Below are 24,002 nucleotides of genomic sequence, written 5' to 3'. Positions count from 1 at the left end.
GGCTTTAAATCTATTCCAGGCCGCTCTGTACTTGATCCCATTCTTAGCGGCGTATTCCGAAAGTTTCATACTATCAGGATAGTACGTTTCGCCATAAACATTCCACAAATCGCCACATAATTATACTACTAGTTCAAACACCGTCGCCTGATCAGGTGCTCGATATCGCCTTCACCACCCACTCACTCGTCGCGCTCGTGGGCGTCTGTCAGGATCGTGATGGTGCCAATGCGTGTGCTAGCTATTCCCTGGAGCGCCGATCGCTCGTCTCTCATCGGGTGATAGCGACCCAGCTCCCTCTGCCAAAACTGCCCTACCCCTTTTTGGAACAGCCATCTCTCGCGGCGCAGGGACCCAGCGTGATCGTCGTTGCAGACCCGACAGGACCACGGAGCGCCTCCCCGCAACTGTTACTGAGTCGTTCGAGCAATGCACCGATCGTGGATCTGGTGCGGCCATCCCTTGTCTCCGTCACGGCCTGTACGCTCCACCTTCGTGCCCCGGCGATCTGGGCAAGCTGTCCTACGGGAATGCTGGTCGGTGAACTCCGTGCCGGGACGTTCACCGGGCACTTCACCAGGTTTTGGTGGCCATCAGGAACAATCGGAGATGCCTTTGCACCCGTGAACGCCCAAACCGCCTATCGGCTTGTCGTCAATCAACGAGAGACCGGGGCTGTCCTGGAACGCACGACCGATGGCGGTGCCGCTTTTGTCACCGTTGCCCCGATCGTCGCACCCCAATTTGCTCTCGGTGGATCAACCCTTGCGTTTGTCTCGCTGCTGCACGGCTTCTTGACGGTCTCCAAGTTTAGTGACCATCGCCTCCACCCCATCGTCTGGGCTACAACCAACGTAGGGAGACAATGGGTCCAAGTCTTTCCCTCCACTACTCGTGCATAGTCGGCGAGTCGTCGCGCACACGGTGAACGCGCCTCTCCATCCATCCGGCGCGCCACCGTCTGCTCAGAAAGCCCCGCAGCCAGAGACGAATTGCTAGATAGTGCCTGATGATGGAACCAAGAGAGCGCCTGATGCGCAAGCACCTGTTGGGTTTCCTACGCAGCTAAGACGACCCGGCAAGACGCGAAGTCCCTTAGCAAGGCGTCAGTTTTTGCACCCCATCGCGTCTTGCCCTCGTGAGCGAGCGATGCCCTGACAACTCCGCGGATGCGAACTCTCTTAGTGGAGTGAGACACGCACAACTCGGTCACATTACGCCTGACCAAGGCGGTAGCCTGGTGGTCATGCAATCCACCATTGTCCTCGTTGGAGCCGGGATCGCCACGACGATACCGCAGAATCTCGCCGCCACCCTCGACGGGTGTACTACCGTCGTCTGCAGGACTCTGCGCCACCCAGGCCTGTCGGAGGCACTCGCTGAGGTCGTCGACGCATCGGTACCAATCCTCAGTTGTGACGATCTCTACGATCAGAGCCAAAACTTCGATGATCTCTATCCTCTCATCGTGCGGCGACTGGTAGACCTCAGCACAGTTGCGGGCAATACCCGCATTGCCTATATCGTCCCCGGCTCACCGGCCATCGGCGAACGAAGCGTACAGCTCCTCCTCAAAGAGCCTGGCATCGACGTCGAGATCGGAGATGGACTGGGACTCCTTGACTACGCCGCCCTGCGCCTCCACATCGATCCCATCGATGGGCTCAAGATCGTGGATGCCATCGATCTCTTAGCGAATTTCCCGATCGAGAGTGACACGCTCCTCGCTCTTCAATGCTTTGATCCGATGATCGCAACCGAGATCACCGCCAAAGCCTCGGAACGCGGCGGTACGGTCACGATGCTGTTTCATCTCGGACTACCCGATGAGCGAGTGCTTGTCGTCGACGAAACGAGTACCGCACTCCAAGCGTGTGACCATCTGACCAGCCTCCTGATCACCGGTCTTGCTTCCCCCTTTGCCGAGCTGACCTCCCTGATCAGCGTCGTCCACCGGCTACGACAAGAGTGCCCGTGGGACGCTGAACAGACCCACCGCTCACTGGCACGACACCTCCTTGAAGAGGCGCACGAGGTAGTACAGGCCATCGATGACCTCGAGCTCGCCACTGATGAGGATCCGCTGCTCGTTGCCCACTTGGAGGAGGAGCTCGGTGACCTCCTCCTCCAAGTGCTCATGCATACCGAGATCGGTAGCGAAGCCGGTGATTTTACGCTTGCATCGGTTGCTGAGGCCCTTCGCACAAAGCTCGTGCGCCGTCACCCCCATGTCTTTGGTGACATCAATGTCGACTCCGCAGAACAGGTCGTCGCCAACTGGGAGACGATCAAGGCTGAGGAACGCAAAGGTACGGCACCCGACCAGGTGCCCGCGGCCTTGCCTGGGGCACTACGACTGCAGAAGGCGTATCGAAGGGTCACCGGGCTCGGGCTCAAACCGGACGACATCCTGAACAACATGCACGACTCCGTCGTCTTAGGGTCAGACTCCAATGACCTCGTCGTCGCGGCCCTGACCGCGCTCGGCAACGGCGTCGATCTCGAGGAGGCCCTTCGCCACGCTGCTCGTGCCCTTGAGGGGATCCTTCCGTCATAACCCGGCCGACCCACCCAACGTCGAGCGGTGTTGCCGATGATGCTCGCACCGTCCCGGGATGCTAAGTTGAGAGAAGATCCAATGAGATGAAAGGTATGTTGATGGCACGCAACGACACCGAAATCACCCAGGTAGCAGGCCGAATGGTACTGGACTCACGCGGAAATCCTACGGTTGAGGCGGAGGTCGCACTCGCCGGTGGGGCACGAGGACGAGCGATCGTACCCTCGGGTGCATCAACCGGTCGGTTTGAGGCGGTGGAGCTACGCGATGGGGGTCCAGACTTCGGGGGCAAAGGGGTTACTCGGGCCATTGCCAACGTCAATGGCCCTATTGCAGGAGCAGTGATTGGTCACGATGCTCGTCAACAGCGGCTCCTCGACCGCGCCATGATCGCCCTTGATGGCACACAGGACAAGTCACGGCTTGGCGCAAACGCTATCCTGTCGGTGTCGCTGGCAGCAGCCCGGGCGGCAGCGAACGCCTCGCGGCTTCCCCTCACCTCCTACCTGGGAGGCGTTGACGCCACACTGCTTCCTGTACCCTTCATGAACGTCATCAACGGAGGTGTCCATGCATCGAACAACCTCGATATGCAGGAGTTCATGCTGGTTCCCCATGGTGCGGTCAGCTTTCGAGAGGCCTTGCAATGGGGAGTTCAGACCTACGCAGCCTTGAAGGCAGAACTGGCGACGAAATCCTTGTCAACCGCCGTCGGAGACGAGGGCGGGTTTGCACCGAACCTCCACTCGCACCAGGAGGCACTTGAACTGCTCGTCGGGGCGATCGAAAAGGTTGGCCTACGGCCCGGAGTCGACATCTCCCTCGCCCTTGACCCGGCGAGTACCGAGTTCTACGTCGACGGTCACTATCTTCTCAAAGGAGAGGATCGAAGACTTACCGCTGACGAGATGGTCGACTACTACGTGCAACTCGTCGACGCCTTCCCGATCATCTCGATCGAGGACCCAATGGCCGAAGAGGACTGGGAGGGCTGGAAGATCTTTACGGAACGCCTTCGCGGTCGCATCCAAATCGTTGGCGATGACATTTTTGTGACGAATCCCATTCGGCTTGAGCGTGGGTTCAAGGAGAAAGTTGCAGACTCGATCTTGATCAAGCTTAACCAGATTGGGACGCTGACTGAGACCCTCGAGACGATGGAACTCGCGCGTTCGCATGGTTACTCGACCGTCGTCTCTCACCGTTCAGGCGAGACCGAGGATACCTTCATCGCCGACCTTGCCGTCGCGACCAACGCCGGTCAAATCAAAACCGGTGCACCCGCACGCTCGGATAGAGTCGCAAAATACAACCAGCTCCTCCGAATTGAAGCTATGCTAGGCGAAGGAGCACGGTATATCGATTGGGTCAAGAGAGGCAAGTGAAGGTTCGGCGGCGTGTCATCATTATCACAGCACTCTTGCTGGGCGTAGTAGTCTACGCCACGACCGTTCTTCCAACGAGTCAGCTGCTGAACGTCATCGCGACTAAGCACCACGACACCGCAGAACTCCACCAACTCCAGGCAACAAACACCAAGTTAGAACAGAGCGTGGCCCAGTTAAACTCGCCCCAGTGGATCGAACAGATTGCACGCAATGAATTTGGTATGTACCCAACGGGGTCAACCCCCTACCAGATCCTGCCGAGTTCACCCCTCTATCAAACCCCGGCGCCGAAGAGTTGACGATCACCACAAGACCTCCTACGCTGTTACGGTCTTGTCAGCCCACTCACGCAGACGACACCAAAGACCGATCTCCGTCTCGCGCCCCGACCTCGTTCGGGTGCCGCCGCAAACGTTGTGCCCACAACCAGAAAGGAAGTCGCTCAGGTGAGTATTCTCGGTAGTCGCGTCATCAGAAAAGAAGACCCTGCGCTGTTGCGTGGAGAGGGTCGGTACGTCGCCAACCTCGACCTCGATCACCCGTTATATGCCTGCTTTGCCACCTCGCCCTTTGCCCATGCGACCTTCACGCATGTCAACACCGATGATGCCCTTGGTTTGCCTGGTGTGCGCCACGTCCTTTGTGGAGGGGACCTCGACGCCGCCCCCATCGCACCAGCCATACCAGACCGTCCAGAGTGCGCCCGTCCCGTGCTCGCCACCGAGCGAGTCCGTTATGTGGGTGAACCCTTTGCGCTCGTCCTCGCAGAGACACCTCAGGCGGCCTTTGACGGAGCGGAACTGGTCTATGCCGACTTCGACCCGCTCCAGGCCGTGATCGATCCCGAGCAGTCGATGGAGGATCTCGTCGCCCTTTTCCCTGGGAGCACCAACATCTTTGCCAAGAGTCCCGATCGTCCCAACGCAAACCTCTTCGCAGATGCCGATGTAGTCGTCACCGAACGTCTGATCAACCAACGTCTCGCTCCCTGTTCGCTCGAGACACGAGCGATGGCCGCAGTCCCCACGCCAGATGGTCGCCTCGTGGTCTACTCCTCGACCCAATCGGCGCATGGACTGCGAAGAACCCTGGTGAGGTGTCTCAATATCGACGAATCGAGCATCGTCGTGCGGGCCCAGGATGTCGGCGGAGGCTTTGGCGCTAAAGTAACGGTTTACCCAGAGGACGTCGCCATCGCCGCGGCGGCACGCAAACTTAGGCGACCCATCACTTGGCACGAGGACCGCACTCGCTCAATGCTTGGGCTCGTCCATGGACGGGCCCAAATCCAGTACCTCGAGCTCGGAGCAACCAAGGAAGGTAAGCTTGTCGGCTACCGCCTGCGCATCGTCCAAGATAGCGGTGCCTATCCTGCCTTCGGGGCACTGCTCCCCACCCTCACCTGCCTCATGGCGCCCGGTACCTACCTGATTCCCAACGTAGAGACCTCCTACGTATCGGTCGCCACCAACACCACCCCGATCTCGGCCTATCGCGGAGCTGGGCGGCCAGAGGCCGCTGCAGCCATCGAGCGCATGATGGATCGCCTCGCTGCCGAACTAGCCATGGATCCCGTCGAGCTACGATTACGCAACCTCATCCCGAAGGAGGACTTCCCCCTTACCACGCCAACCGGCGCCAACTACGATGTCGGTGACTACTCCAGGGCCCTTAGCACACTCTGCGAACGTGGCGGTTATGCACAACTCCGCGACGAACAGCGACGTCGTCGGGCCAGCGCAGCCCCCCTGCAACTCGGAGTTGGAATCGCCGTGTATGTCGAGGTCACCAATGGCGGTGGGTCGAGCGAGTATGGTCGAGTCGAGGTCCAAGATGATGGTGTCATCGTCGCCTACTCAGGCACTTCACCCCATGGGCAAGGACACGCCACCGCCTGGTCAATGCTCGTCGCCAATGAACTAGGAGTCGATCTCGACCAGGTACACGTCATCACCGGCGACACCGACCTGGTTCCCCGCGGTGTCGGTACCTTTGGTTCGCGATCGCTCCAAACAGGCGGTGCTGCCGTCTCTGGCGCTGCCCACGAACTCAGTATCCGTGCCAAGCAGGTGGCCGCTGCGACCCTCGAAGCCAGCGAGGCCGACATCCGACTCAATGCCGATGGCGCCTTCGTCCACGGCAGCCCCTCAACCACCCTCGACTGGCCAACCCTGGCACGACGAGCACGCGAGCTGGACCAACCACTCGACGTCACCTTGGACTTCGCTCCAGCGGATGCGACGTACCCCTTTGGAGCACACCTTGCCGTCGTCGAGGTCGATGTTGAGACCGGTAGAGTGCACCTGATCAGCTTGAACGCGGTCGACGACGCAGGCAGGATCCTGAACCCGCTGCTCGCGGAGGGACAGCTCCATGGTGGCATCGCCCAAGGAGTAGCCCAGGCGCTCCTCGAGGAGTTCCAGTATGGGGCCGATGGCTCTCCGCTCACACCCAACTTTGCGGACTACTCGATCATCTCGGCCGCCGAGCTGCCTTCATTCGATCTCTTTCACCAAGAAACGCCGACCTTCATGAATCCGCTGGGTGCAAAGGGGATCGGAGAATCTGGCACCATCGGGGCGACGCCTGCCGTCTGGAACGCCGTCATCGACGCTTTGGCCCACCTCGGTATCCGGCACATCAACCTACCGATGAGCCCCCAACAGGTCTGGCGCGCCATCACGACGATGCCTGCCGCCGAGCGTGCATAGGGGCGATGCCGCCGCATCGGACCGACCGGGCTCCGAGCAGTAACTCTCCTCGTTGGGTAGCACCGACCACCGACCCAAACGTCTGGCGCTACGACGAGAGAGCACCGAAAAAAGAAGCACCGAGACGAGGGAGCCCGCTGGCTACTGTGCGAGCCCTGGCGTGAAGTATTGACTCAACGCTTTGGGACTTGGTCCCTTGCTTGGTGCCACCTGAAGGACACCGCCGACATCCTTGACACGACCGTATTCTGGGTTGACCTTGAGCTGTTGGACTTTGGAGTCGCGAGCGAGAAAGTCGTTGAGTAACGCTGAGCCGTGCGAGAGCTCATCGTTGGCGGCACTCAGTTCAGCATCATGGAAAGGAATCAGACTACGAGAAGTGACCTCGATGATCGACCACCCTTGACTGATCTGCACCGGAAGCGAAGCTTTACCGATCGGCAAGGTCTCAATCGCATGGGTATAGTTGGCCCCGAGAACTTGCTCGTACTGGGAGATGGTTCCACAACCGACGGCACCGCCGCTCGCTTGGCTACTCTTGTTCTCGGAGTACTGGTTGGCGGCCGCCGCGAATGAGAGGCCCCCTCTGATCTTGGCAAGTACGGCATCCGCCTCAAGGGGTGAGGTCTCAAGGATCTCTGAGGAGCAGACGTCGACAAAGTTGCCGTGATGACTCGCATAATAGGCCTGGACGCCGGCCGTGCTCAGATTCACCTTCGCCAAGTACGCCTCCATGGCGACGATAGCTCGCGTATCACTGACTAACTGTGCCTGATAGGCCTTCGGGAAAGCGGTGAAGGTGGACTGAGAGCCGACCGATTGGATCGTGAGTGCCTTCGCGAGCTGTGCCTCTAGTGGAGTCGCCGTGATATTGAGTCGGTGCTCGGCTTGGAGGATACGATCGATCGTAATACGACGATTCAAAATATTATCGACAAACAACGTGGTGTAGCTCTTCTTACCTGGTCCAAAGACGGGTGACTTGTTCTTTGAGAGCAGCGCATCAAAGGCCGAGTTTGACGAGACCTCGCGTAGCTCCGTGTTCAGCTGGCTATTGGAGATCGTCTGTGGGCCAACCTTTGCGGCATAACCGATGGTCGAACAGCTCGCAAGAACAAACCCTAACACAAGCGGAAGGAACTTCAACAACCTTCGAGACATACTCCTCCTTGGCTTCACAGCTTCCCTAGCCTACTATGCCTACGCTAGGACGGCGAATTTGATGGACCCAGAACGACTTCACGAACGACCTCGAGCAGATTGTCGCGTGGTCGGAAGGGGATCACGAGCTCTAGTTCACTCGCTCGATAGGTCGGACGCGAAGCGACTCGACGCAGCCGAACCTCCTCAGAAGGACGAAGTTGGATCGGCTTGAGAAAGACCTCCATGGTTCCGGTTTTGGCCGAGCGACGCGATCCTACCTCACGTACCCCCCGCTCGATGAGCGCAAGCTTTAACCGAGTCATCTCGATCAGGTTGACCACTGGCCCAGGATGCGGTCCAAATCGGTCACTCAGCTCACTGGCGAGGTCCTTCACCTCAGCCTCATTTCGAGCGATGGCCAAACGACGGTAGAGATCCATGCGCACCGCCTCGTCGGCCACGTATCCCACTGGGATCGAGTACGAGATCGGAAGGTCGATATTGATCTCGGGCACCTCAATACGCTCGTCCCCCTTCATCTGTGCCACCGCCTCGGCGACGAGGCGCACGTAGAGCTCATAGCCCACCGCGCTCATATGGCCAGACTGCCGCTCGCCGAGAAACGACCCGGCACCGCGCAGCTCAAGGTCACGCATCGCGATACGGTATCCCGCCCCGAGGTCGGTATTCTCCACGATCGTTCGGAGGCGCTCCAGAGCGATCACCGAAAGAGGTTTGGTCCGGGGATAGAACAGGTAGGCATAGGCTCGCTGCCCCGATCGACCGACCCGTCCACGAAGCTGATGGAGCTGCCCGAGCCCGAGATCCTCCGCATGGTCAACGATAAGCGTATTGACCGATGGAAGGTCGATCCCGCTCTCGATGATGGTCGTGCAGACAAGAACGTCAGCCTTACGATGCCAGAACTCATCGACAACTCGCTCCAACTCGTGTTCGGGGAGTTGGCCGTGCGCGACCAGGATGCGCGCCGTCCCGACGAGGTCGGCGACTTTGCGCGCGATCGACTGGATATCACGCACGCGGTTATGGACATAGAACACCTGACCACCTCTGATCAGTTCGCGACGAATCGCCTCTGAGATCGCCGCATCGTCATCGGGGCCGACGTGGGTCAAGATCGGTTGACGATCGAGCGGTGGTGTCCGCAACAGCGACATATCACGCACTCCAACCAGAGAGAGCTCCAGCGTACGCGGAATCGGAGTCGCCGACAAGGTCAGCACATCGAGATCCGGATGGCGTGTCTTCCAGAACTCCTTATGCGCCACACCAAAGCGCTGTTCCTCGTCGATCACAAGGAGTCCAAGCCGTCGAAAATCAATCTCCTTCGAGACCAGCGCGTGGGTCGCTACCAGGCAATCAAGGGTGCCAAGACGTAGTTCTTCCTTCAAGCGCTTGACCTCGCGAGGACTTACGAACCTCGACAACAACCCAACCTTGACACCGTAGGGCTCGAAGCGCTCACGGAAGGTGTCATAGTGTTGCTGGGCCAAGATCGTGGTCGGAACAAGGATCGCCACCTGGGCCCCGCTCTGGATGGTTTTGAAGGCCGCCCGTATGGCTACCTCCGTCTTCCCAAACCCGACATCACCACAGACCATCCGATCCATTGGAACCGGTTGCTCAAGATCACTCTTGGTCTCTTCGATGGCGACGGCTTGATCAGGGGTGAGCTCGTAGCCAAAGCTCGACTCCATCTCCTGCTGCCAAACGGTGTCAGGCTCCTTGGCATGACCAGCGGTGATCAGCCGCTTCTGATAGAGGACGACAAGCTCCTGTGCAACCTCATTTGCCGCTCTGCGCGCCTTCTTGACCTGCTGACTCCACTCCTTTGAACCCAGTCGCGAGAGCGCGGGGTTCTCCCCACCGACGTAGAGGGTGATCCGATCGGTCTGATCGGAAGGGAGGTAGATCTTGTCCTTCCCGCCGAACTCAAGCAGGAGATAATCCCGTTCGACCCCCGCGAGGGATCGCGAGACGATCCCCTCGTAGCGCGCCACACCATAGGTCTCATGCACCACTAGGGTGCCTGGGGCGAGATCATCCAACGTCGAGGTGATCGTTCTTGGACGTTGGCGCCTCGGCTGCGGGTTGGCCAACGGTCGCACCAAATCCGCATCAGCCACCACTGCGAGCTTTGCCGCTTCGATGACGAATGAGTGATAGAGGCGTATCCCCTCCACAAGATAGAGACCGGCTGCCTCAGGAGGATTTGCCTCCCTTTTGAGCACCACTGGATACCGATCAAAGCTCGCAAAGGTCGCGTTGAGTGCCCGTAGGCGAGCTGGCGACTCAGCGGTCACCATCACTCGGGAGCCCCCACGAACCAGAGCACCAACGCGTTCGACAAAACCCGCCATATCGCGGTGATCGATCGAAAGGGGTCGGGGCTCGACACCGCCATCGAGCAACTCGACCCGACGCGCAGCACTCGCCTGGAGATGCGCAAAGGGGGCGAGAAGGCCGGTGGTGGAGTCCGTTGCATCGATCCCCCATGTCGGTGCCAGCGCACTCGTCATCGACTCCTCGTCAGCGGCGATACGTACCGACTCAGCCTCAAGTAGCGCGCCCCCGGCGACGATCAGCACGTCGTTCTCCCCAAGCAGGTCTGAGACGAGCGTCGCCTCATGGTCGAGCAACAGCGGAAGAAGGCTCTCAACCGGGTCTGGACTCGTCCCCGCCAGCAACTCGCTGATTCGGTCCTGAAGGACTGGGGCTTGTTCGGCCAACTCGTTGAGTCCCCTTCGCAAGGGGTCGTCGATGAGCACCTCTTTTGCCGGAAGCACCTCGCAGTGTTCGATGGAGGCAATCGTGAGCTGTGAGGTCGGATCAAAGGCGACAAGACGATCAATTTCGTCATCGAAGAAGTCCACGCGGATCGGGTTGTCCTGATCTGGCGGAAAAATATCAACGATGGACCCGCGGACCGCGAACTCGCCCGGGCTCGACACCTGCGACTCTCGCAGATAGCCGCTCCGGACAAGAAAGCCGATGAGTTCCTCCTGCGACTGTTTCGCGCCAACTCGAAGCCGAGCGCATACAAGACCAAGGGCGCTCGGGGCGAGGCGCTGCAGGGCAGCACGCACCGATGCTGTCACCACCACGGGCCACTCGGACTCCTCCTGCAAGGCCACCAAGGCACGCAACCGACGTCCAGTCGTGCGCATCGATGGCGCGACTCGTTCATAGGGCACGGTGTCCCACGCTGGCAACCAATAACTCTGGTAGCCATCCGCCAACGTAGCGAGGTCATAGGCGATCGATTCGGCTTCGGCCTCACCTGCCACGACAAGCAGCATGCGGTCACCGGGTGCGCTTTGGGCCACGATTGCCGCCGACGCTGCAGGTGCAGCACCGAGCAGCTCGGGATCGAGCCTCTTTCCCAGACCCTCCATCAGCTTGGCAAGCACTGTCGAGCTCATCAGCGGGCCCGCTGGTTGTGTTGGGTCATCGCTCGCTCCGGGCCAAGCTCAATCACGTCACGCACTGCATCGACACCCCGTTGCACCGCAAGATCGAGTTCGACTCGGTCCTCGGGCTTTGGGCGAGCGAGCACAAAGTCAACGACTGCAGACTGATCCGTAGGTCGACCGATGCCAACCCGCACGCGAACGAAGTTCTGTGTGCCGATGAGATGCGCAATCGATTTTAGCCCGTTGTGGCCAGCGAGACCGCCCCCCAACTTGATACGAACTACTCCTGGTTCGAGATCGAGTTCATCATGGATGACAATCAAACCATCTGGGTACTCGACGGGGCTATAGCGGACAAACTCAGCGACGGCGAGACCTGAGTGATTCATAAAGGTCTGGGGAAGCAGCAGATGCACGGTCTGTTCCCCAAGGCGTGCGGTCCCGGTTAACCCCTGGTGGCGACGGGACAACAGAATGCCGAGGTCGCTGGCCAAAGCATCAGCGACGGCAAAACCCATATTGTGACGGGTGCCACGATAACGAGAGCCCGGATTACCGAGGCCGACGACTAAAACTGTTTTACTCACCTCCCGCAGGATGGGTGACTAAAGCTTGTCGGCCAGGCGAGCAACGATGGTCTCAGGGTCACTGACCAGTACCACCCCTTTGGGGAGTGGGATCTGTCCAGCGGTGAAGGTCTCAGCCTCATCGAGCATCTCCAGCGAGATCTCGAGAAAGTCAGGGATATCCTTGACATGGCCTCGAACCCGAAGGCTCGGCTCTTCCATCTCAAGTTCTTCACTCACCGAGCGAAGTTCGATCGTCGCCTCCATCTCCTCGCGGACATTGATAGCAAGAAAGTCCAGATGGCTGAGACTGCGGCGAACTGGGTGTCGCTGCAGTTCCTGCAGCTGCACCGTGGTGACCTTGCCGGCCACCTCAAGCTCCATCAATGCACCGACGTTCACCCGATGGCCAAGAGCGGTCTCAAAATCGTGGGCATCCACAAAAAGATTCCGAACCTTTGTGGTGCCGCCATAGACCACGGCTGGCACCTTCCCGGCCGCGCGCAGACGACGACTCTCCGCACTTCCTGGTTCTCTACCTTCATAGGCAATAACCTTTGCCACGCAAACCTCACTTTGTGGGAAACAACATACAGAGCATAGCGGCTCCAGCTAGCCAACTCTCAGGAGAGGTTATCTCCATGGAAAAGCTCGGAGACCGATCCGTCCTCAAAAACGGCGGCGATCGCGTCGGCGATGACCTTCGCGATCGAGACAACTTCAATTTTATCGACAAGACGATCGCCACTCAATGGCAGGGTGTTGGTAACGATGACCCGAGAGATGCTCGAATCGGTTAACCGCTTGATCGCAGGGCCCGAGAGGATGGGGTGGGTTGCCATCACCCAGACGTCGCTCGCACCGCGACCGAGCAGCAGATCAGCAGCGGCCGTCACCGTCCCCGCAGTGTCGATCATGTCGTCAACAATGACACAACATTTGCCTGCAACATCACCGACGACGTTGAGGGCATTCACCACATTCGCCGTACCCTTTGGTCGACTCTTATGCACAACCGCAAGACCAGCCTGTAGCTTCTGCGCGTAACGCTCGGCAACCTTGACCCGTCCAGCATCCGGCGCGACGATGACTAAGTCGCCGACGTCCTGGGCTCGCAGGTAATCGGTCAGTACCTGGGTGGCGGTGAGGTGATCGACGGGTCCGTCGAAAAAGCCCTGGATCTGCCCTGAGTGCAGATCGACAGAGATGATGCGATCCGCACCCGCAGCCTTGAATAGGTCAGCCACCAACTTTGCGGTGATCGGTTCACGCCCCGAGGCCTTCCGGTCTTGGCGCGAATACCCATAGTAGGGACAGACCGCCGTGATACGTTTTGCCGAGGCACGCTTGGCCGCATCGACCATAATGAGCTGCTCAAAGATCGAGTCATTCACCGGGCCAGCATGCGACTGGAGCAAGAAGATATCCTTGCCTCGCACCGACTGATCGAACCGAGAGTAGATCTCACCATCAGAGAACTCGCGCAACGTCAGCTCGCCCAGTTTGACCTGCAAATGGTCAGCGACTTCGCGAGCCAGCTCAGGATGAGCTCGACCCGAGAAGAGTTCAAGTCGCTTCCTTGGGACCAACTCCATGTAAAGCTCCTTCCCTCGTTGCACCGACAATCGCGCAATCCCAACCCATAGTACCCGCTCCTCGATACAGCCAGCCGGTTGCCTGGGCCAAGAAGGTTATCGTGCGCACCCGCTCGTGTCGACGTAGCACCATCCCAACGTGCGCACGCTACTCTGATCGGTCTCTGGAGCCAACGGCTGAACCGTTCGCTTACTTCACTTCAAAAGAGAGAAGGGTTCTACTACCGCGTAATCTGGTACCGTGGCTCCCTCGCGGATCGACACATACGGACCTGCCTGCACCGACGCACCGATCACTGCTCCAGTGGCATCGACCCTGACCAACCGACTCCCGTCCCCGACCTCGCTGTCGAGGAGACTTGACTCAGGACCGATCTCCGCCGAGTCGCCGATTCTCGTGCGGCCAAGCAACAGCGTGTTGGGCCAGATCGTGCTCCCCCGGCCGATCTCCACCTCGGCATCGATCGTAATGGTCTCTGGCCGTACCATCATCACTCCAGCTTTGAGGTGTCGAGCAAGGATTCGCTCTCGCATGATCTCCTCTGCCTCGACAAGCTGTGGTAAATCGTTCACCCCTTGGGTCTCGTGCGCATCAGCCACCGGCATAACCCCCACCTGATAACCAGCCTGGGCAAGCAGACCGATGGTGTCGGTGAGATAGTACTCTCGCTGCGAGTTCGACGGGGCAAGGCGTCGAATGGCAACCGGGAGCACGGCTAGGTCAAAGAGGTAAATGCCCGTATTCACCTCACGAATTTCGACCTCTTCACCGACGAGGTCGCGGTCTTCGACGATACCACTCACCGCGCCTTTAGCGGTGCGAACGATACGTCCATAGCCGGATGGATCCGCCACCTCCATGGTGAGAATCGTCGCCGCATTGCCAGCCTGGGCATGGGTTTTGGCAAGCTCGCGCAGTGTGCTCGCAGTAACCAGGGGAGTGTCCGACGGTAGTATCACCACCTCCGAACCTGATCCTCCCACGCCGGGCAGCAGATCCGGCAATCTCGAGAGACCGGCTGACACGGCATCGCCAGTGCCGCGCTGCTCGGGCTGGCGCACCGTGACAATCTCAGCGGCACTGGGCGTGGCTCCGCGTAACTCACGTTCTACCAGGTCAGCCTGATGGCCGACCACCACGACGACACGCTCAAGCTCATCAACACCGAGCACCGCACGCATCACATGCCCCAACATGGAGACTCCACAGAGTTTCATGAGCGGCTTTGGCCTCTCAGATGCCATTCGTGTTCCTTTGCCAGCGGCAAGGACCATCGCATAACGAAGCGCCAATATGCCCTCCTCTCCAATTTTAGATTACTTGCTCATGCGTTTAAAGACGTAAGTGGTCACGCTAAAAGGCTGACTAAGCGTCGCGACGATCGAACCAGTCACCGTAGGATTCGCCACCGGTCGCAGGCTCGCAGTGAACGAGGTCTCCACGCTGTAGTCGGGCACCAGTCGTGGGGAACCATTTGGGAACTCAAGAACGAAGGGGATCGGCGGCGCTCCCTCTGGGGAACGATTGATGGCGACCACCACCTCCAGATCACCCTCACGTGCGGCCAGTGCCTTGATTCGAGAATCGGAGGTCGCCACCTGGTACAACTGGGCTCCAGGGCGGAGATAGCGCGAGAAGTTCGCCAGTACCCAGTAGCGTTTCGTGAGATAGAGGTGATGATCGCCATTAGCACCGCCATTGAGGTCGAAGTAGATCAGACCGTCATTGCGACCCAAGGCGTTGATGTCGCCAAAGCAAGTCGGGTCCGATGCGGGATCGCACCCGAGATCCGGAGAGAGCGCCAACCACCAATCAAAGGCTGAGGCTCCCGCCACCATCAGGTCGTTATAGATAGTGTCGGCGAGCCAGATGCCTGAGATCATCGTGGGATCATACTGATAGGCGAACCCATTGGGAGTATGGCAACAGATCTCCGTTGCCCAGACCTGGTGATGCAAATGTTGGGCCAGGAGATGAACGCGATGAAGAGTCGCGGCGTCTGGGTAATCGTACCCATGAAAAGCCAGGGCAGCGACCGCCTTCGAGGCGCCGGGATAACTGAGCCACTTCGACGTATTGGTGAGAAAGCCGTTTGCGACAAAAGCGGACTCGTCAGCGATCACGTGGCACCACGGAGCGAAACGTCGCAGGTCAGCAGCGAGCGCCACCACCAGTGGACCGCGCTCATCGATCGGAACCGCCATCCCCTCTTGATGGCAGGACGCCTGGGAACCGACCGGCTCGTTCATGGGTGAGACGTAGGAGAGTTTAACGCCAAAATGAGAATGGATCCCTTGGACGGTCTCGGCCAGCTCAAGTGCGTAGGCGGGTATCGCTGTGGCCATGAGAGTCCCCCCACAACTCTCATGGTTAGAGGTAAAGGCAGGGGGAGCGGCATTGACGAAGCCGACCAGATCGCGAACCCCGGCTTTGGCGGCTTGGCGCAGGAAATAGACCGCCTGACTATCGGTGCCGAAATTGAAGGCCCCATTGGCTTGGTACCAGGTTGGCGGTGCCTTCCACCAGGTGGTAACGCCAACCCCGCCTCCACCGATATTGAAGCGGAACTGCGAAAGCGCCAAGCCGTGCGCACCATAGAGGAGCTGGCCGATTCGCCGTCGATCACGCGGCCCCAGCGCATAGGCAGGGTCGGACCACCACGCGCCCGAGGCGCCGATACCGACCAGCCGGTGTGAGGGACTCGGGGCGACAGCACCCACCACGGTGGCCTGACGTGGCTGATCCAATGAGACCGCCGTCACGGGCGCCAACGTAACGCCAACATCGAGTACAAGGACTACGGCGGCGACGAGGGAGGCGAGAAAGGCTCCAGCCAACCCCAACCTTCGTCCTAGCGAGCGTCCCTCAGTTGATCGAAGTGTGGGCACCGTTGACCATGGCTCGCCAGTTCAAGGACGATCGGCACGCACGTGATCGCTCATCAGGCGACATCCGCGCGTCGCCAGGTACGGCTCCACACTCATTGTGCACAATGCCCATTCCCCTCGAGATGAGTTGACCTAGTCCACCGGGAACCCGTGTGCCGGTGCATGCGTGTTGATCCATCACGACCACAACCTACCCGCGGCCACGCAACGCCAAGGGGCCTTCGGGTAGAACTCTCACGAACCTCTCAGTTCTTGGTCCCGCTAGGAGGTACTCGATTCTTCACCCAAGCCCCCAGCGAGGCCAAGGTTCGAGAGCAGAAACCTCGTACGACTCTTGGCCACCCGGCCAAGACTTGCCGCGTCGGCCGGAGCGTGCCGGCTCGCCGGCAACACCACGAGTTCGATATCCTTCGAAAGCTCGTTAGCACGCCCAAGCAGTGAGGAGGTGTGACCAAAATGGACATTCTCGTCCATCATGCCGTGAATGATCATGAGTCTTCCACGGAGTCCCTCCAATTGATCCAGCACCGAGGAGCGCTCATAACCCTCCTCATTTCCGATTGGGTCCCCAAGATAGCGCTCCGTGTAGGCGGTGTCATACCAGCGAAAATCCACCACCGGTGCACCCGCGACACCGACGCTAAAGACCTCTGGCGCTCGCGTCAGCGCGAGCAAGGTCATATAACCACCATAGCTCCAGCCATAGATCCCTACCCGCTCAGGGTCAAGCCGGTAACGGCGCTGGCAGTACTCCACACCCCGCAGTTGATCCTCCAATTCGATCTGGCCAAAGCGGCCGCGCAGATAGGCCTCAAAGTCCAGGCCCCGGCCATAGCTTCCACGATTGTCGAGTTTGACGACTACCGCACCCTGTTGCGCAAGGTACTGTGCCTGAAGATCCATGGTCAGGCCAAAGTGATCCACCACCAGCTGTGCGTGGGGTCCACCGTACACGGACACGATCAGCGGTGCACCCTCACGCCGCTCAGGGGGAGGAAGGTACACCGCTCCATACAACGTCTCACCGGTCGCCGACGTAAGTTCGATCATCTCTGGTTCGAACAGCTCAAAAGGTACCGATGTCGCCCGAATTGGTACCGGCTCGCCAAGGGTGTCAAGCATCGCGACCGGAGAACGATCTCGAGATGAAGCATTCACATAGGTGCTGCGACCATCTGGCGCCAAGACCCCTGTCGCGGCCCCGTACCCAACGGCTACTCGCTCGCAATGATGCGTCACGAGGTCGACTCGATAGAGCCACTCTTGTGTTGGCTCGTCTCCGGTGGCGACCACCAGTGCCGTCGTGCCCTCGACACCGAGGAGTTCGCGAATGACCAGCGCTCCGATCTGTGTGCGAGTACCATCTGGATGCAGGCGAATGAGATGGCGTTGATGATCCTGGGCCTCCGACGTCGTCACAAGATCACCGTCAACCGCGAACTCGCGTTCTGGGAGATTGACCCACGGGTCACCTTGCTCGACGTCGAGCTCGACGAGCGATCGATCGCTTGGCCGGTAGACCCAACGGGTCAGGCAGTCTTGGGCCCGATTGAGAGACGAGATCACCACTCGGTCCTGATCGAGCCACACAACATTGGCGAGATAGCTCTCGTCATCAAAACGCTTTATCACTGTTCTGTTGCGCGTCTCGAGATCGAAGAGACAGACTACGACAGAGGCATTTGTCGCTCCTACCATCGGATAACGGAAGCGTTCCACCATATTCGGGTGGACATCGGTCCGCACGATCAGGTGCTCCGCCACCTTGGACTCATCGATCTCCGTGTAGACCAACAGGTGCCCCGACTTATCGAGCCAGAGCCCGCTCATCCGACCGAGCTCCTCCTGCGCCACGTACTCGGCCAAGCCAACCGACATGCCATCACCCGCCGCCGCCACGAGCTGCTCTCGTCGTCCATCCCCAAAAACTACGACGAGTTCCGTCCCCGTCGTAGCAACGAAACAGTCGTCACCACATCGTTGGAGGTGTTGGAGACCGGTGAGGTCGTATCCGTTGATCGTGGCACCATCGGGCAACCCAACCAGTTGGAACGTACCACCGATATTGACCAGCGCACGTGCATCATCAAGAATCTGAAAGCCACCGACGCCACCAAGGGTCTGTCGCAATCGTTGCTTACGCAGCTCCTCTTCGAGCGTCTCAGCCTCGCGAGCATCCCCCTCACCCGGGGCGGAGACGACGAGGTGTTCCTTCTTGTTGGTGATGTCAAAACGAAAGAGGCCGAGACGATCACCGGCGTGCGGCGCAAGGTAATACAGGTCGGTCCCACGAGGGGTAAAGGCGACCTGACTCGGCAACGTCATACCGGGGATCGGTCGTAGTGCGAGGTCGGAGAGTTTTAGTGGTGCTAACGAGTGCATAGACCAACCCTAGCGCGCACCCGAATGAGGGGCTCAACTCGCAAGCGAGCAAAGCCCCTCATCGGCCATCTTTACGGTCAGCGCGTGCCTTCGATCAGAGCTTGGTGTAGTCCGAGGTCGGTCGCGCCAACGTGGTGGGTTCGAAGGCGTTCGGCACCGGATAGGTGCCCAAAATAAAGTTGAGAATTGCTGAGTGTTGCATCTCAACCGGCTCGATGCTCGCTGCGGTCCGAATCGCGATGGGTTGGGCGAGGACTCCGATCGCCGAGAGATAGGTCTCCCCAGCGATATTCTCAATCTCTAGCGCCAGCTTTGCGAGATCAACGGTATTTGTTACCGAGGCAAAGTCTTTATTAACCACTGGAGTGAGCACCGGATCCGTTGCCGTCACCGCCGACTTGCCGGCGGAACGCAAGATCGCATTCCATGCAGCTCCATGTTCCTTGTGCTGAGCGCGCGCTGTCTCAGCGAAGACAACCACCGCAGGAGGCACAGAACCCAGCTTGCCCGCCTTGGCGGCGTTGATACCTGCCGTATAGGCATAGACCCCAAGGTTCTCGAGGCTCGCCGCTAAGGCAGCCACATGAAGATCGGTCAGCGTGGAGGCAGATAGCTCAGGAGCGCTCGAAGAGGAGGAGGCCTTCGTCGCCGAGGAACTCGAACCACAGGCCGCAAGCAGCGCGCCTGCGCCGACGGTAGCACCCACTCCGAGGAGGAAGGTACGTCGATTGAGACGAGAACGAGCCTCGACCTGTGATCGCTCTTGGGCGACTTCCTCGGCCCAATCTTTAGCACCCTCCTGGAGCGCTGGCAGGCTCACGTCGTGGTGAATCTCATCAAGTTCAACGATCTTTGCATTGAGTTCAGCCTCACTGATCTCCATGGTGGCTCCTTTTCTGTTCCTTTGATTCTCTCGATTGCGGTGTATCACTTCACTGCTCCTTCCATGAGAGGACGAGCGTTAACGGTTGGGAAGAAGGCGTCGGGGAAGCCAATGGAGCCCGCAGCAGCGGGTAGTGCAGCCGCGTTGGGTGGCAACGCAATCAGCTGTGGAGCATTCCCCTTTAGCAACGCCTGCACGGCAAGCAGGATCGAGGCGTGCTGTGCTTCAACACCCATCACCGATGCCGTCAAAGTGCGCGCACTCGACGACGTGATCACCCCTGTCGCCTTCACGTAGGTCTCTGCCGCGGCTTGCTCAAGCTCCAGTGCTAAGGCGACTACGCCCTCTGGACCGGTGATTTTGGCGACCGCCGCTTTTACAACAGGCACGAGCGCGGGATCCGCGCTGTTTTGTGGTGTTCCACCAAGCGACTTGACGGCTGCGTTGAAGGCACTCAGATGCTGCATGTGCTGGGCCATGGTGGTCTCGGCAAAGGCCTTGATCACGCCGTTGGCACTACTTCCACCGATGTAGGGGAGGGTGAGTGCGGTCTTGTAGGTATTGACGGCCAACACCTCAATCGAGGCGTTGCTCTGCAGAATCTGCACATCAGTCGGAGTCGAGGCAAAAGCTGGTGTCGATTCAAGGCTAAAGAGCGCTGCACCAAAGCCTGCCGCCGCAAGAGCCCCGGCACCAAAGAGTCCCGTACGCAACATACTGCGACGTTCCGCGGCAACAGCCTCGGCCTCATAGGGATCGAGCTCCCCGCGGCTGCGCAGCTCCTGTCCGAGCTCCACGGTCTCTGCGAGACCCTGGTGAGCCTGTGCCATGGTATCCGACTGCAGATCTGATGATTGTTCGATAAGTTCATTCAATGGACGTGGATCAAAGGCTTCTTTGGTCACTATTTTCTCCTTTTATAAGACGATATATAGAACGAATGGAGCTAAAATTGCTGCGTATCTAAGGCACCTCCCTACTTCACAACAACAAGAGTTCCGGTCATAAACTGATGAATCAGACATAGAAATGGATACGTACCTGGCTTGTTATGGATAATGAAATGCACGGTATGCCCCGGTGGGATCACCCCAGTATTGAAGCTACGATTGTCGGCAGTAAAAGTGTGTCCCACTGAATCCTCATTGTGGATGATGATCTCCTCACCTTGGTGGACGACCACTTCATCGGGGATAAATTGGAAATTACTGATCACAATGGTGGCCGACTTCCCCGATGCAGATGGACCAGGATGCAGATTCGATGCACCAACACTCGAACCACTCGACCCACAAGCCGCAAGGACTAACCCTCCCAAAAGTAGGACGATTGCACCGAAGATCATTACTCGAAGTTGTCTCATGCTAGAACTTCGAGACCATCACAATATCTGGATTGCAAGGAGGAGTAATTAATCGCTTAACGCGGTGACCTCAGTGAGCGAACCCCAGGGCGCAAGAGGTCAACCAAGCATGGTGCAAGCAGTGATCTACAAGAAGCAGTGATCTACAAGAAGCAGGACGCTATCAAGAACCAGCGATGATGGCAAGAGCGGTGACGAGTGCACTCCTCCAGAAGACCTGGCGAGCGAGCCGACTCGCCGTATGGAGCGCCCGAACATCAGGAGGGGATCCCCCACCCAATCGAGGGGTACTGACCGCTTGGCCTCGATAGTGATTCATGCCTCCGAGATTGACACCGAGTGCGCCGGCGAAGGCCGCCTCAATCAGCCCCGCGTTCAGCGAGGGGTGTTGGGGGGCCAGCGCGATCAGGTGGCCGATGCGCCGACGTTGTTCGGAACGGGCCCCGAGCCAGCTAACGATGACGCCAAGGATCGCGGCGGGCATCACGGCTAGGTCATCAACTTTTGCCGAGAAGTAGCCAAAGTTCTGGTACCGACGGTTCTGATGACCCACCATCGCATCGAGCGTGTTGCTACTGCGAAAAGCGAGGGCACCGCTTAATCCGCCAACCGCATACCACCACAGTGGACCAAGGACTGCGTCCGTGGTGTTCTCAGCGAGCGACTCGATCGCGGCTCGAACGATCTCCTCTGGGTCAAGCTCAGCGGTGTCGCGGCCGACAAGATTTCCTAGTCGTATGCGCGCACCGGGCAGATCTCCCGCCTCGAGCAACGCCGCAAGCACTTCAGCCTCGCGGACCAACGATCGTCCCCCGAAGGTCAGCCATAGCCCAAGCGTCTCGACAATGCGTCCTCCCGGCCGAAGCAGTGGAGGCAACACCACTGAAGGGACAAGCGCCAAGCTCCACAGCACCACTCCGCTAGCCCTTGAGTCCGCATAGACGCGTCCCTCGAGCCTATCGACACCAATCCCAAACCAGCGGACGGGGTGCCACCGATTTGTGGGGTCACCGAGGAGCTCGTCGAGCACCATCGCGCCGAGAACGACCAGCGCCGAGGGTCGCCGATAGTGGGATCTAGCCATGCACCCGCATCACCGCTGTCGCGAGAAGCATGCCCGATTCGGCGACCAGACCCACTGCACCGACCACATCACCGGTGATTCCTCCAAGGCGTCGAACAGCAAGGGCAAGAACACCGAACCCGCACCCCGCGCCGAACACGATCGCAATCGCCACCAGCGACGTGGCGAGTAGTGCTGTGACAACGATAGCGATGAGCGCCTCAGCGATGAGCGCCCAGATGATCCAACGCCGCCGTTGGCTCGCGAAGACCTGCGCCATAGAACTCTCCTTAGCGAGCGGGAACCACATCATGGCGAGCGCCATCAACGCGCGGCTGAGCACAAAGAATCCGATCACAAAGGCTGGAAAGGTGATCGATGACCAGGCGGCGACCCGCACCAACACCACCACCACGAGCGCTACCACGGCAAAAGCACCTACCGTCGGCTCATCCATAATGGCGAGGCGGCGTTCCCTCGTTACAAAACCGGCGAGGCCATCAGCGGTGTCGGCTACCGCATCGTAGTGCAACCCCCTCGTCAGCGCCGCATCGACGATGAGTGCCACCACTGCACCAACCAACGCTGAGCCCGATCGGTCACCGAGCCAGAACCCCACAAAGGCCACACTACCGACGATCAACCCCGTCAGCGGAATCACCACGAGGCTGACCGCGTTGAGCGAACCTCCGAGAGGCAACAGGGTCATGAAGGCGATAGCCCCCCGTGTTCCTTGGGACACACGACCCATCACAATCGACCTACAGCGAGGGAATTACTCATGCCCACGATACCCATCGAGCGCGAGAGGAATCCCGGCCACCACCAGGAAGACATGCGCCGCCTCGCGAGCGAGTGCCTGATTCAGGGTTCCTAACGCATCGACAAAGCAGCGGCCAGCTGCGGTCATGGGATGGACGGCCAACCCTACCTCCTCGGAGACGATCACCAGCGGCATACGTCGCACCCGCAGAGTGGCAACAAGTTGTTGCGTCAATGTTGCGAGTCCTTGTGCATCACAGACGTCCAGGCGTGATAACCAAGTTCCAATGGAATCGAGCAGCACTGGATGATCATCAAAGGCCAGCAGACGCACCAGATCACGAGGCTCCTCGAGCTCAAGCACAGAGAATCGGGGCCCTCGGCGCCGTTGATGAATCGCGACACGCTCGCTGAACTCGGGGTCCGAAGATGCCGCTAGGGTGGCGATGTAGTGGACCGCTGGCTTATCATCAAGGAGCGACTCGGCAAAGGCTGACTTGCCAGAACGCGTACCCCCGAGCACCAGAGTCGTTGGGCTCATCCTTGCCTCCTTTGGACGGGGACGATAATGGTTGCAAAGTACCCCACGACCTCTGGAGCTTCACTAAGCGCGAGAACCTGTACGCGCTCAGTGCCTAACTCCATCCCTACCATGGTTCCCTCCAGCCGGCCAGCTCGGATAATCATGGCCCGGATCGCCGCGAAGTTGGCGGACAGCTTGTAGAGGACAAGCACAGACTCCCGGTCCTCAAGCAAGCGTGCAACATGATCGAGTCCCCCAGTCGCTGGTACCAAATGGAGACGTTCGTCGTTGTCAACCAGGTTGGTCGTCGTCAGACTCGCCAACTGGCCAAAGGCGGGGATCCCCGGGATCACTTCCACTACGATTGGCACCTGCTCATGGTGAAGCGACGCCACAAAGAGCGAGAACGTCGAGTAGATTAGTGGATCACCAAGCGTAACAAAGGCAACCGTCGTATTCATGAGCCTTGGGCGCAAATCGCGGATCAATGTGCGCGTGGCATCCTCCCGCTGTGTGATGCCGGTGGTGCCACCCGTCATCGGCATTGGCACCGAGACCACCTCTCGGTCGGGCAACAGATCACGGACGATCCTTTCCGCACGGCCTATCGTTCGGGGCTGGCTCGAAGGAGCGAGAATGAGTTGGGCACTGGTGATGGCCCGCAGCGCCGCGAGCGTCACCAATCCAGGGTCACCCGGTCCGAGCCCCACCCCATAGATCTTCGTCATTCGTCCTGCGTC

At 59.3% G+C, this 24,002-nt stretch carries 20 protein-coding genes; 5 read left to right on the top strand and 15 right to left on the bottom strand.

Going from position 1 to position 24,002, the window contains the following annotated elements:
• The first annotated feature begins 155 nt into the window (after nucleotides 1-155).
• The 5 genes from M7Q83_RS06925 to M7Q83_RS06905 all read left to right on the top strand — a co-directional run bounded on the left by M7Q83_RS06925 (nucleotide 156) and on the right by M7Q83_RS06905 (nucleotide 6,659).
• A complete protein-coding gene (locus tag M7Q83_RS06925) occupies nucleotides 156-902 on the top strand; it encodes a hypothetical protein (protein WP_298336753.1) in 747 nt (248 codons plus the stop codon).
• Between the two features lie 344 nt (nucleotides 903-1,246).
• Nucleotides 1,247-2,557 (top strand): MazG nucleotide pyrophosphohydrolase domain-containing protein, encoded by a 1,311-nt coding sequence (locus M7Q83_RS06920; RefSeq protein WP_298336752.1) that lies wholly within the window; start codon nucleotides 1,247-1,249, stop codon nucleotides 2,555-2,557.
• Nucleotides 2,558-2,658: 101 nt separating this feature from the next.
• Nucleotides 2,659-3,945 (top strand): phosphopyruvate hydratase, encoded by a 1,287-nt coding sequence (gene eno, locus M7Q83_RS06915; RefSeq protein ID WP_298336750.1) that lies wholly within the window; start codon nucleotides 2,659-2,661, stop codon nucleotides 3,943-3,945.
• Nucleotides 3,942-4,247 carry a septum formation initiator family protein gene (locus M7Q83_RS06910; RefSeq protein ID WP_298336748.1) on the top strand — a complete coding sequence of 102 codons (306 nt, stop codon included), beginning with the start codon at nucleotides 3,942-3,944 and terminating at the stop codon, nucleotides 4,245-4,247. Before eno ends, M7Q83_RS06910 begins: the two co-directional genes overlap by 4 nt.
• A gap of 147 nt (nucleotides 4,248-4,394) precedes the next feature.
• On the top strand, nucleotides 4,395-6,659 hold the full coding sequence (locus M7Q83_RS06905; protein WP_298336746.1) for a xanthine dehydrogenase family protein molybdopterin-binding subunit: 2,265 nt from the start codon (nucleotides 4,395-4,397) through the stop codon (nucleotides 6,657-6,659).
• A 141-nt stretch (nucleotides 6,660-6,800) separates the two neighbouring features.
• On the opposite strand, the gene M7Q83_RS06900 is transcribed toward M7Q83_RS06905, so the two are convergent.
• The 15 genes from M7Q83_RS06900 to cobI form a co-directional block, all read right to left on the bottom strand.
• The gene (locus M7Q83_RS06900) at nucleotides 6,801-7,820 is read right to left on the bottom strand and encodes a peptidylprolyl isomerase (protein WP_298336744.1); all 1,020 of its coding nucleotides are present in this window, start codon (nucleotides 7,818-7,820) and stop codon (nucleotides 6,801-6,803) included.
• Nucleotides 7,821-7,864: 44 nt separating this feature from the next.
• Complete coding sequence (gene mfd, locus M7Q83_RS06895) at nucleotides 7,865-11,245, bottom strand: transcription-repair coupling factor (RefSeq protein WP_298336742.1); 3,381 nt, start codon at nucleotides 11,243-11,245, stop codon at nucleotides 7,865-7,867.
• Nucleotides 11,245-11,823, bottom strand: coding sequence for an aminoacyl-tRNA hydrolase (pth, locus tag M7Q83_RS06890; RefSeq protein ID WP_298336740.1), 579 nt, complete (start codon nucleotides 11,821-11,823; stop codon nucleotides 11,245-11,247). Before pth ends, mfd begins: the two co-directional genes overlap by 1 nt.
• 18 nt (nucleotides 11,824-11,841) lie before the next feature.
• The gene (locus tag M7Q83_RS06885) at nucleotides 11,842-12,366 is read right to left on the bottom strand and encodes a 50S ribosomal protein L25 (RefSeq protein WP_298336738.1); all 525 of its coding nucleotides are present in this window, start codon (nucleotides 12,364-12,366) and stop codon (nucleotides 11,842-11,844) included.
• A 59-nt stretch (nucleotides 12,367-12,425) separates the two neighbouring features.
• Nucleotides 12,426-13,397: a ribose-phosphate diphosphokinase gene (locus M7Q83_RS06880; protein WP_298336736.1), complete on the bottom strand. Its 972-nt coding sequence runs from the start codon at nucleotides 13,395-13,397 to the stop codon at nucleotides 12,426-12,428.
• A gap of 195 nt (nucleotides 13,398-13,592) precedes the next feature.
• Nucleotides 13,593-14,690, bottom strand: a complete 1,098-nt coding sequence (locus tag M7Q83_RS06875; protein WP_298336734.1) for an NTP transferase domain-containing protein — start codon at nucleotides 14,688-14,690, stop codon at nucleotides 13,593-13,595.
• A gap of 24 nt (nucleotides 14,691-14,714) precedes the next feature.
• Complete coding sequence (locus M7Q83_RS06870; RefSeq protein ID WP_298336732.1) at nucleotides 14,715-16,235, bottom strand: glycoside hydrolase; 1,521 nt, start codon at nucleotides 16,233-16,235, stop codon at nucleotides 14,715-14,717.
• A gap of 312 nt (nucleotides 16,236-16,547) precedes the next feature.
• On the bottom strand, nucleotides 16,548-18,668 hold the full coding sequence (locus M7Q83_RS06865; protein WP_298336730.1) for a prolyl oligopeptidase family serine peptidase: 2,121 nt from the start codon (nucleotides 18,666-18,668) through the stop codon (nucleotides 16,548-16,550).
• 94 nt (nucleotides 18,669-18,762) lie between these two features.
• Nucleotides 18,763-19,551 carry a ferritin-like domain-containing protein gene (locus tag M7Q83_RS06860; RefSeq protein ID WP_298336728.1) on the bottom strand — a complete coding sequence of 263 codons (789 nt, stop codon included), beginning with the start codon at nucleotides 19,549-19,551 and terminating at the stop codon, nucleotides 18,763-18,765.
• Between the two features lie 44 nt (nucleotides 19,552-19,595).
• Nucleotides 19,596-20,456 (bottom strand): ferritin-like domain-containing protein, encoded by an 861-nt coding sequence (locus tag M7Q83_RS06855; RefSeq protein ID WP_298336726.1) that lies wholly within the window; start codon nucleotides 20,454-20,456, stop codon nucleotides 19,596-19,598.
• A 71-nt stretch (nucleotides 20,457-20,527) separates the two neighbouring features.
• Nucleotides 20,528-20,914, bottom strand: a complete 387-nt coding sequence (locus M7Q83_RS06850) for a cupredoxin domain-containing protein (protein WP_298336724.1) — start codon at nucleotides 20,912-20,914, stop codon at nucleotides 20,528-20,530.
• Nucleotides 20,915-21,077: 163 nt separating this feature from the next.
• Entirely contained in the window at nucleotides 21,078-21,998 is a 921-nt protein-coding gene (gene cbiB / locus M7Q83_RS06845; RefSeq protein ID WP_298336723.1) for an adenosylcobinamide-phosphate synthase CbiB, read from the bottom strand.
• Nucleotides 21,991-22,728 (bottom strand): adenosylcobinamide-GDP ribazoletransferase, encoded by a 738-nt coding sequence (locus M7Q83_RS06840; protein WP_298336721.1) that lies wholly within the window; start codon nucleotides 22,726-22,728, stop codon nucleotides 21,991-21,993. The genes cbiB and M7Q83_RS06840 overlap by 8 nt, the downstream gene beginning before the upstream one ends.
• Before the next feature lie 24 nt (nucleotides 22,729-22,752).
• Nucleotides 22,753-23,280, bottom strand: coding sequence for a bifunctional adenosylcobinamide kinase/adenosylcobinamide-phosphate guanylyltransferase (locus M7Q83_RS06835; RefSeq protein WP_298336719.1), 528 nt, complete (start codon nucleotides 23,278-23,280; stop codon nucleotides 22,753-22,755).
• Complete coding sequence (gene cobI, locus M7Q83_RS06830; RefSeq protein WP_298336716.1) at nucleotides 23,277-23,990, bottom strand: precorrin-2 C(20)-methyltransferase; 714 nt, start codon at nucleotides 23,988-23,990, stop codon at nucleotides 23,277-23,279. The genes M7Q83_RS06835 and cobI overlap by 4 nt, the downstream gene beginning before the upstream one ends.
• Between the last annotated feature and the right edge of the window lie 12 nt (nucleotides 23,991-24,002).

It is taken from the genome of Ferrimicrobium sp., from assembly GCF_027364955.1.
Classification (GTDB): domain Bacteria; phylum Actinomycetota; class Acidimicrobiia; order Acidimicrobiales; family Acidimicrobiaceae; genus Ferrimicrobium.
Note: the sequence above shows the minus strand (reverse complement) of the source record. Positions and strands in the feature narration are given on the sequence as shown.

Excerpts from the sequence above, each read along its gene's own strand:
- M7Q83_RS06920 (WP_298336752.1), top strand. The coding sequence starts at position 1,247 with ATGCAATCCACCATTGTCCTCGTTGGAGCCGGGATCGCCACGACGATA.
- eno (WP_298336750.1), top strand. The coding sequence starts at position 2,659 with ATGGCACGCAACGACACCGAAATCACCCAGGTAGCAGGCCGAATGGTA.
- M7Q83_RS06900 (WP_298336744.1), bottom strand. The coding sequence starts at position 7,820 with ATGTCTCGAAGGTTGTTGAAGTTCCTTCCGCTTGTGTTAGGGTTTGTT.
- mfd (WP_298336742.1), bottom strand. The coding sequence starts at position 11,245 with ATGAGCTCGACAGTGCTTGCCAAGCTGATGGAGGGTCTGGGAAAGAGG.
- M7Q83_RS06880 (WP_298336736.1), bottom strand. The coding sequence starts at position 13,397 with ATGGAGTTGGTCCCAAGGAAGCGACTTGAACTCTTCTCGGGTCGAGCT.
- M7Q83_RS06865 (WP_298336730.1), bottom strand. The coding sequence starts at position 18,668 with ATGCACTCGTTAGCACCACTAAAACTCTCCGACCTCGCACTACGACCG.
- M7Q83_RS06860 (WP_298336728.1), bottom strand. The coding sequence starts at position 19,551 with ATGGAGATCAGTGAGGCTGAACTCAATGCAAAGATCGTTGAACTTGAT.
- M7Q83_RS06850 (WP_298336724.1), bottom strand. The coding sequence starts at position 20,914 with ATGAGACAACTTCGAGTAATGATCTTCGGTGCAATCGTCCTACTTTTG.
- cbiB (WP_298336723.1), bottom strand. The coding sequence starts at position 21,998 with ATGGCTAGATCCCACTATCGGCGACCCTCGGCGCTGGTCGTTCTCGGC.
- M7Q83_RS06840 (WP_298336721.1), bottom strand. The coding sequence starts at position 22,728 with ATGGGTCGTGTGTCCCAAGGAACACGGGGGGCTATCGCCTTCATGACC.
- M7Q83_RS06835 (WP_298336719.1), bottom strand. The coding sequence starts at position 23,280 with ATGAGCCCAACGACTCTGGTGCTCGGGGGTACGCGTTCTGGCAAGTCA.
- cobI (WP_298336716.1), bottom strand. The coding sequence starts at position 23,990 with ATGACGAAGATCTATGGGGTGGGGCTCGGACCGGGTGACCCTGGATTG.